The sequence below is a fragment of the Flavobacterium sp. genome, assembly GCF_046155325.1.
Taxonomy (GTDB): Bacteria; Bacteroidota; Bacteroidia; order Flavobacteriales; family Flavobacteriaceae; genus Flavobacterium.
Map to the genome: position 1 here is coordinate 1 of NZ_JBJXDQ010000104.1, position 8,483 is coordinate 8,483.

Annotated in this window: 10 protein-coding genes; 8 read left to right on the forward strand and 2 right to left on the reverse strand. The window is 33.3% G+C overall.

Annotation, left to right across the window (positions count from 1 at the left end):
* The 7 genes from ACKVOD_RS07165 to serB form a co-directional block, all read left to right on the forward strand.
* A partial coding sequence (locus ACKVOD_RS07165) for a pyridoxine 5'-phosphate synthase (RefSeq protein WP_409208794.1) occupies positions 1 to 164 on the forward strand: 164 nt, incomplete at its 5' end.
* A gap of 4 nt (positions 165 to 168) precedes the next feature.
* Positions 169 to 960 carry an alpha/beta fold hydrolase gene (locus ACKVOD_RS07170; RefSeq protein ID WP_409208785.1) on the forward strand — a complete coding sequence of 264 codons (792 nt, stop codon included), beginning with the start codon at positions 169 to 171 and terminating at the stop codon, positions 958 to 960.
* 36 nt (positions 961 to 996) lie between these two features.
* A complete protein-coding gene (locus ACKVOD_RS07175; protein WP_409208786.1) occupies positions 997 to 1,341 on the forward strand; it encodes a phage holin family protein in 345 nt (114 codons plus the stop codon).
* Positions 1,342 to 1,459: 118 nt separating this feature from the next.
* Positions 1,460 to 2,785: a trigger factor gene (locus ACKVOD_RS07180; RefSeq protein WP_409208787.1), complete on the forward strand. Its 1,326-nt coding sequence runs from the start codon at positions 1,460 to 1,462 to the stop codon at positions 2,783 to 2,785.
* A 219-nt stretch (positions 2,786 to 3,004) separates the two neighbouring features.
* Positions 3,005 to 3,679, forward strand: coding sequence for an ATP-dependent Clp endopeptidase proteolytic subunit ClpP (gene clpP, locus ACKVOD_RS07185; RefSeq protein WP_409208788.1), 675 nt, complete (start codon positions 3,005 to 3,007; stop codon positions 3,677 to 3,679).
* Positions 3,680 to 3,757: 78 nt separating this feature from the next.
* Positions 3,758 to 4,990, forward strand: coding sequence for an ATP-dependent Clp protease ATP-binding subunit ClpX (clpX, locus tag ACKVOD_RS07190; protein WP_409208789.1), 1,233 nt, complete (start codon positions 3,758 to 3,760; stop codon positions 4,988 to 4,990).
* Positions 4,991 to 5,126: 136 nt separating this feature from the next.
* Positions 5,127 to 6,362, forward strand: coding sequence for a phosphoserine phosphatase SerB (gene serB / locus ACKVOD_RS07195; RefSeq protein WP_409208790.1), 1,236 nt, complete (start codon positions 5,127 to 5,129; stop codon positions 6,360 to 6,362).
* A gap of 48 nt (positions 6,363 to 6,410) precedes the next feature.
* On the opposite strand, the gene ACKVOD_RS07200 is transcribed toward serB, so the two are convergent.
* Together ACKVOD_RS07200 and ACKVOD_RS07205 are read right to left on the reverse strand one after the other, a co-directional pair.
* The gene (locus ACKVOD_RS07200) at positions 6,411 to 6,563 is read right to left on the reverse strand and encodes a hypothetical protein (RefSeq protein ID WP_409208791.1); all 153 of its coding nucleotides are present in this window, start codon (positions 6,561 to 6,563) and stop codon (positions 6,411 to 6,413) included.
* Positions 6,564 to 6,566: 3 nt separating this feature from the next.
* Entirely contained in the window at positions 6,567 to 8,093 is a 1,527-nt protein-coding gene (locus ACKVOD_RS07205; protein WP_409208792.1) for a GH3 auxin-responsive promoter family protein, read from the reverse strand.
* A gap of 158 nt (positions 8,094 to 8,251) precedes the next feature.
* Here ACKVOD_RS07205 and ACKVOD_RS07210 point away from each other — a divergent pair.
* Positions 8,252 to 8,483: DUF2797 domain-containing protein (locus tag ACKVOD_RS07210; RefSeq protein ID WP_409208793.1), on the forward strand; the 232-nt coding region annotated here is incomplete at its 3' end.

Genomic DNA, 8,483 nt, shown 5'->3' on the forward strand with positions numbered 1-8,483 from the left:
TAGGAATTAATGCAGGACATGATTTGAGTTTGGACAACATTCAGTTTTTTAAGCAAAATATTCCTGGATTGTTGGAGGTGTCTATTGGTCATGCGCTTATTTCTGAAGCAATTTACCTTGGATTGGACAATGTGGTGAATATGTATTTGCAAAAATTGAAATAAAAAAATGCTGTATTCAAAAATTGAAGGTCAAGGCATCCGAGCCAAAGGCGAATCGTGCGAAGCAAAATCGCTTTTAATTCTCCACGGATTTCTTGGAATGTCGGATAATTGGAAAACACTTGCCGCACAATTTGTATCCGATGGGTTTGAAGTTCATATTCTGGATTTACGAAATCACGGACGTAGTTTTCATTCCGATGAATTTAGTTATGAATTGATGGTTCAAGATGTATATGATTATTGCAAATCCAATAATTTAGATAATATCAATATTATAGGTCATTCGATGGGTGGTAAAACAGCGATGTTATTGGCTACAACTTATCCTGAACTTGCTGATAAGCTGCTTGTAGCAGATATTGGTCCAAAATTTTATCCACAACACCATCAGACTATTTTGGAAGGATTGAATGCCGTTGATTTTTCATTGAAACCAAGTAGAAATGAGGTTGAAGAAATCTTGTCTCACCATATCACGGACTTTGGCACCAGACAATTTTTATTGAAAAGTTTGTATTGGCAAGAACCAGGACAATTGGCTTTTCGATTTAATTTGCCTGTTTTAACCAAAAAAATTGAGGAAATTGGTAAGGCACTTCCAGAACATTATGTTTTTAATAATCCCACTCTTTTTATTCGTGGAGGAAATTCTAATTATATCTTAAATTCCGATTTCGAGAATATTAAACAACATTTCCCAAATTCAAAAATAGAAACCATTCCTAATGTGGGTCATTGGCTTCATGCCGAAAACCCAAAATTATTTTACGAAATGGCAAGTTCGTTTTTTGAATAAAATTAAATATGTATTACTTTTATAAAAAATAAAATTATGAATCTGATAATAAAAATAGTGGTTACATCCATTTTAGTAATGGTAATTGCGCATTTTATGCCTGGAATTCATGTAACGGGTTTTGCAACTGCTCTAATAGTTGCGGTAGTTCTGGGATTGTTAAATGTATTTATTAAACCAATATTGGTAGTATTGACTTTGCCAGCAACCCTCTTTACTTTGGGATTGTTTTTGCTAGTTATTAATGCCGTAATTATATTATTGTGTGCCAATATTGTCGGTGGGTTTAGGGTCGATTCTTTTTGGACGGCATTATTATTTAGTATCATACTGTCTGTTTTGCAATCAATTATGTATAAATTGTTAGGAAACGATAAATAAAACGAGATTGCTTTTGGGTGAAATAAAACCCTTTAATTCAATCGATTAAAAACTTGTTTGGGTTGTAAAAATTTTATAATTTTGCAACCCAATTTTATTACGTAAATTAAAGACAGAAATGGATATTAAAAGAGTAGCATTAGACGCCGTAAACGAAACAATTGTGATGACAATTGTTCACATGGATTACAAAGGTCAAGTAGCAAAAAGAATAAATGAAAAAATGCCTTTGGCAACCGTTAAAGGGTTTAGAAAAGGGGCTGTGCCAAAAGAGCTTGTCGAAAAACAATATGGTAAAGCTATAAAAGTAGAAGAAGTTCAAAAAGTGGTAGATTTGGCTTTAGAGCGTTTTGTTCAATCCGAAAGATTAAATCTTTTAGGTACTCCACTTGCTAAAGTAAATGAAAATTTTTCTTGGGATGACCAAGAATTAGTATTCGAATACGAAATTGGATTAGTTCCAAGTTTCGAAATTGATTTAGAAGCCAAAAACGACATTATTAAATATGTAGTTACAGCTGATGCAAAATTGATTGATGGTCAAGTTGATCGCATCCAAAAACAATTTGGAAAAGCAGTTCCTCAAGATGCTGTTGCAGCGGGTTATGATTTAACTGGAGTTTTTACAAACGAAGAAAAAGGAATCGCAAATCCAACAACTATTTCTTTGGCTATTTTTAAAGACAAAGCTACTGCCGATAAATTCATTGGAAAAAAAGTAGGAGACGTTGTAACGGTTAATACAAAAGGCTTGTTCGAAGACGATCATCAATTGATGGATGTTATGAAAGTAGCTCATGATGATGTTCATGGATTAGAAGTTGATGTTGATTTTACTATCGAAAGCATTAATTCTACTGAATTAGCGGACTTAAATCAAGAATTATTCGATAAACTTTTTGGAGCTGGAATCGTAGCTTCTTTGGAAGACTTGAAAGCAAAAATCAAGGAAGATGCCGAAACTCAATTTGCTCAACAAGCAGATCAAAAATTATTAGGAGATGTAACTGAGTTTTTAATCGAAAACACAAAATTCGATTTACCAGCTGAATTTCTTAAAAAATGGTTACAAACTGTTGGCGAAAAACAACTTTCTCCAGCCGAAGCAGAAGTGGAATATGCAAGATCTGAAAAAGGATTGCGTTTTCAATTAATTGAAGGGAAAGCAATGGCACAAAGCAATATTCAAATCACATTCGAAGATTTGAAATCTTTTACAACAAAATCAATCCGTCAGCAAATGGCACAATTTGGACAAACAAATCCTACTGATGAAGAAGTTCAAGGAATTGTTGCTCGAGTTTTGGCTAACCAAGACGAAGTTAAAAAACTTTCTGACCAAGTTGTTGCTGAAAAATTGCTCGAAGTCTTTAAAGAAAAAGCAAATCCAACAACTAAAGAAGTTACTTACGACGAATTTATTACTGCCTCTTATGGTGAATAAATTAAAGTTAGAAGTAAGAAATTAGAGTTTAGAGGTGAAAAAGTTCAAAAATTTCGAATAAATTTATGATTTTATTACAAATTCTAAACAATAAAAAATAGTTATATTTGAGCGTCAGAAAAAAATATTTTTTGACGCTCTTTTGTTTGAATAGTTTAGGTTGAGCAATTTTAAACCTTTAAACAATTTTAAACTTTTAAACCCTTAAACTTTTAAAAAATGAATTACGGCACAGAATTTAAAAAATTTGCTACAAAACACCAAGGTGTAAATGCAATGTACTATGATAAAATCATAGCAGCAATGAATCCAACTAATATGACTCCTTATATTATTGAAGAACGTCAATTGAATATTTCGCAATTAGATGTTTTTTCGAGATTAATGATGGATAGAATTATTTTCTTGGGAACAGGAATTGATGACCAAATTGCAAATATCGTTCAAGCACAATTGCTTTTTCTAGAAAGCGCCGATGCTTCAAAAGACATTCAAATTTATTTGAATTCTCCTGGAGGAAGTGTTTATGCAGGATTAGGAATTTACGATACAATGCAATACATCAAACCAGATGTGGCAACAATTTGTACAGGAATGGCAGCTTCTATGGGAGCGGTTTTATTATGTGCAGGAGCAGCTGGAAAACGTTCGGCATTGCCACATTCAAGAGTTATGATTCACCAACCGTCAGGCGGAGCACAAGGTGTTGCCACGGATATGGAAATCAACTTACGTGAAATGTTGAAATTAAAAGACGAATTATACCAAATTATTTCGCATCATTCAGGGCAAACTTTCGAAAAAGTCCACCAAGATAGCGAACGCGATTATTGGATGATTGCTGACGAAGCAAAAGAATACGGAATGATTGATGAAGTGTTGAGAAGAAGTTAAATTAGATAACAGATAACAGATTTCAGTTAGCAGTTTTGCAATCTGAAATCTGAAATCTGAAATCTGCAATCTAAAAAGATGGCAAAACAAAAATTAGAATGTTCTTTCTGCGGAAGAAAAAAACCAGAAACAATTTTATTGATTGCGGGTATTGATGCACACATTTGTGATAAATGTATCGAACAAGCGCATGGAATTGTAATTGAAGAAATAAAATCAAGTGGCAAAGCTAATATGCCTGTTGATTTGATTTTGAAAAAGCCTAAAGAAATCAGGGCGTTTTTAGATCAATATGTTATCGGTCAAGACCAAACTAAAAAAGTAATGTCGGTTGCGGTTTACAATCACTACAAGCGTTTAATGCAGCAAGAATTGCACGATGATGTAGAGATTGAAAAAAGTAATATTATCATGGTAGGGCAAACAGGAACAGGAAAAACGCTTGTTGCTAAGACTATCGCCAAAATGCTTGATGTTCCTTTAGCCATAGTTGACGCGACTGTTTTAACAGAAGCAGGTTATGTTGGTGAGGATGTCGAAAGTATTTTGACACGTTTGTTGCAAGCCGCAGATTATGATCTTACTAAAGCCGAAAGAGGAATTGTTTTTATTGACGAAATTGATAAAATTGCTCGCAAAAGCGACAATCCATCTATAACTCGTGATGTTTCAGGAGAAGGAGTGCAGCAAGCTTTGTTGAAATTGCTGGAAGGAACAGTTGTGAATGTTCCGCCAAAAGGAGGAAGAAAACATCCAGATCAGAAATTTGTTGAGGTTAATACTCAAAATATTCTGTTTATAGCTGGTGGTGCTTTCGACGGAATAGAACGTATTATTTCAAAACGATTGAATCGTCAAGCCGTTGGTTATTCTACTTCAAAAAACGTGGATAATATCGACAAAGACAATTTGTTGCAATATATTATCCCGAAAGACATCAAGGATTTTGGATTAATTCCAGAAATTATTGGGCGTTTACCGGTGTTAACCCACATGGATCCTTTGGACAGAGAAACTCTAAGAGCAATTTTGACACAACCCAAAAATGCCTTAATCAAACAATATCAGAAATTGTTTTTGATGGACGAAGTTGTCTTCACTATTACAGATGAAGCTTTGGATTTTATTGTCGAAAAAGCCTTGGAATATAAACTTGGTGCCCGTGGATTGCGTTCTTTATGCGAAGCTATCTTAACCGATGCGATGTATGAATTGCCAAGTTCTGAAGAAAAAACATTAGAAATTGATGTGGATTACGCCAAAGAAACTTTGAATAGAAATTTATTGAAACGATTAGAAATAGCTTCATAATTTTTTAGTTTATAAAATTTTAAACCCGACAGATTTTCAAACCTGTCGGGTTTCTTTTTTAAAAAACCACCAATATTCTTTTTTATAACCAATAGATTGTCGATTTTTGTCCATCGAAAATTATAACCAAATAAAAATGGCAGTAAAAGATAAAGAAATTATTTTATTAAAGGTTTCAGGTCAGGATAAACCTGGTGTAACTGCTGGTTTAACCTCAATATTAGCTGCTTATAATGCCGTTATTTTAGATATTGGTCAAGCCGATATTCACGATACCTTGTCTTTAGGAATTTTATTCGAAATTAAGTCAGGTTCTAGTTCTGGAGCTGTTTTGAAAGATCTATTGTTTAAAGGCTATGAATTGGGAATCAAAGTTGTCTTTATTCCTATTACAATACCAGACTATGAAATTTGGGTAAAAGGGCAGCGCAAGCAACGCTATATTATCAATGTTTTAGGAGAAAAATTAACGGCGGTTCAGTTAGCAGCGGTAACCAAAATAATGTCAGACCAAAGTTTGAATATCGATTCTATCATTCGATTAACAGGCAGAACATCGGTAGTGGATATAGAAGAATATCCTCGTTCTTGTGTACAATTATCGGTAACAGGGAATATTGTAGATAAAGCTTTGATGACAGCTAAATTTATGCAAATTTCAGGAGATTTAGATGTAGATATTGCTTTTCAAGAAGATAATATGTACCGAAGAAATAGACGTTTAGTGTGTTTTGATATGGATTCTACCTTAATTCAAACCGAAGTTATTGATGAATTAGCGGAGTTGAATGGAGTAGGGAAACAAGTTAAAGCTATTACAGAATCAGCAATGAATGGTGAAATTGATTTCAGTGAAAGTTTCAAAAGACGCATGGCTCTATTAGAAGGGTTGAGTGAAGAGGTATTGCATAATGTAGCTATCAATTTACCTATAACCAAAGGAGCGCATCGCTTGATGAAAGCCCTGAAATATTACGGTTATAAAACCGCTATTTTGTCGGGTGGATTCACCTATTTTGGACATTACTTGCAAAAAGAATTAGGTATTGATTATGTTCATGCTAATGAATTGGAAATAAAAGACGGAAAATTAACGGGTAACTATATTGGTGAAATTGTGGATGGTCCAAAGAAAGCCGAATATCTAAAAGCTATTGCCGAAAAAGAAGGCATTCATATTAACCAAACTATAGCTGTGGGTGACGGAGCGAATGATTTGCCGATGTTGAACTTGGCTGGTTTAGGAATTGCCTTTCACGCCAAACCGAAAGTTAAAGAAAATGCCTCTACTTCAATATCTAGCCTAGGTTTAGATGGAATACTCTATTTATTAGGCTATCATGATAGGCATATTGATATGATGCAAGAATAAAAATTGCTATTGTAATTTTTAAAAATCCCATATTACTATGGGATTTTTTTAGTTTACATTTATTATTTGATTCAATGACGATTGGTCTTGAACTCTATTTTCTATAACAATACACGTTCTTCTTGGTCCGCAACTCATTCTATGCGGCCCACAAGCTAAAAAAACTGAAGTAACAAATACAATTAAAAATATTTTTTTCATATTTTATTGATGCATGATTAATTGCATATTCTTTAATTGTTCCAAATAATCTCTTTCGTTCGACAATCTCGGAATCTTATGTTGACCACCTAGTTTGTCTTTGTTTTTTAACCAATCATAAAACAAATTTTCTCGAGCTATATTTATGACTAATGGGTTTAGTGTACTATTTTTATATCGTTTTGCTTCGTAATCAGAGTTTAAAGATTGCAAAGTTTCATCTAATATTTTTTGAAAAAGAGTTATGTCATTGGGCTTCTTTTTAAATTCTATCATCCATTCATGTGCTCCTTTCTCTTTATTTTTCATAAAAACGGGAGCCACCGTATAATCGACTATTTCGGAATTTGTTATTTGGCAAGTTTTAGCAATGGCTTGATCTGAATTTTCGACCATTAATTCTTCGCCAAAAACATTAATATGGTGTTTGGTTCTTCCTGTAACCCGAATTCGGTAGGGATTGATCGAAGTAAAACGAACAGTATCACCAATTAAATAACGCCATAAACCGGAATTTGTAGTAATAACAATAGCATAATTTTTAAAAAGTTCTACATCGGCTAAACATATTGTTTTTTGATTTTCGGTGCCAAAAGTATCCATCGGAATAAATTCGTAGAAGATGCCATAATCCAGCATTAACAACAAATCATTTGAATTGTTGAGGTCTTGAATGGCAAAAAAACCTTCGGAAGCATTGTAAATTTCGTAGTATTTAAATTCTGAATTAGGAACTAATTTTTGATACTGTTCGCGGTAAGGTTCAAAATTCACACCTCCATGAAAATACACCTCTAGATTGGGCCAAATTTCCATAAGATTTTTTTTCCCGGTTTCCTCAATCACTTTATTCATTAATACCAACATCCATGATGGAACTCCCGCAAAACTGGTTACGTTTTCGCTTTTTACTTCGTTTATTATGGCGGCTATCTTGCTTTCCCATTCTCCCATTAGCGAAATCCTGCTATTTGGGGTACTACTAAATTCAGCCCAAATTGGCATGTTTTCTATGAGTATTGCCGACAAATCACCAAAAAAAGTATGGTTGTCTTCATATATTTGAGAACTTCCACCTAATCGAAGACTTTTGCCAAGAAACATTTCAGAGTTTTCATTATTGTTCAAATACATACATAATAAATCCTTACTCCCTTTATAATGACAATCTTCTAAAGCTTCGTTGCTTACAGGAATAAATTTACTTTTAGCATTAGTTGTGCCACTAGATTTTGCAAACCATTTTATGGGTGTTTCCCAAAATATATTTTGTTCGCCTTTACGTGTTCGTTCAAGTAAGGGTTGAATATCCTCATAATTAGAAACAGGAACTCTTTCTGAAAATGTAGCATAGGAATTTATTGATGCATAGTCATATTGTAAGCCAATCTCTGAGTTTTCTGATGCCCGAAGGAGGTTCATCAGCACTTCTTCCTGAACTTCATTCGGATATTTTAAAAAGAGTTCAATTTGATGAATACGTTGTTTTAAAACCCAAGAAGCAAAAGAATTTATTATTGGTATTGGCATAGAGATTTTTGAATTTAGAGTGCTGATTCTAGATTTTTGATTTGATTATCGATGGACAAATACTAACTTTACATCGTTATCAAAAATAACATTTTTTTTTAATAAACTAATATTTCCATAAATCTAATTCCCTTTTTTGGGTTAAAGGACTAATCTATATGACTTACGAAGGAGTGCTCTCAAAAATGCAAACTGAAATAGGAAACCCTATCCAATATTATCTGGTTTTTGAAAACAGTTTTTTGAATATTAATCAAATACTTGACAAGCAAATAGAAATTAATTTTTTGGGTTACCAATGTTTGAATTGTAGCAAAAAGAAGAAAATTTTTCGCCAAGGATTTTGTTACGATTGTTTTTATTCGAGCCCAGCTGTTGGCGATTGGATTA

Excerpts from the sequence above, each read along its gene's own strand:
- ACKVOD_RS07170 (WP_409208785.1), top strand. The coding sequence starts at position 169 with ATGCTGTATTCAAAAATTGAAGGTCAAGGCATCCGAGCCAAAGGCGAA.
- ACKVOD_RS07175 (WP_409208786.1), top strand. The coding sequence starts at position 997 with ATGAATCTGATAATAAAAATAGTGGTTACATCCATTTTAGTAATGGTA.
- ACKVOD_RS07180 (WP_409208787.1), top strand. The coding sequence starts at position 1,460 with ATGGATATTAAAAGAGTAGCATTAGACGCCGTAAACGAAACAATTGTG.
- clpP (WP_409208788.1), top strand. The coding sequence starts at position 3,005 with ATGAATTACGGCACAGAATTTAAAAAATTTGCTACAAAACACCAAGGT.
- clpX (WP_409208789.1), top strand. The coding sequence starts at position 3,758 with ATGGCAAAACAAAAATTAGAATGTTCTTTCTGCGGAAGAAAAAAACCA.
- serB (WP_409208790.1), top strand. The coding sequence starts at position 5,127 with ATGGCAGTAAAAGATAAAGAAATTATTTTATTAAAGGTTTCAGGTCAG.
- ACKVOD_RS07200 (WP_409208791.1), bottom strand. The coding sequence starts at position 6,563 with ATGAAAAAAATATTTTTAATTGTATTTGTTACTTCAGTTTTTTTAGCT.
- ACKVOD_RS07205 (WP_409208792.1), bottom strand. The coding sequence starts at position 8,093 with ATGCCAATACCAATAATAAATTCTTTTGCTTCTTGGGTTTTAAAACAA.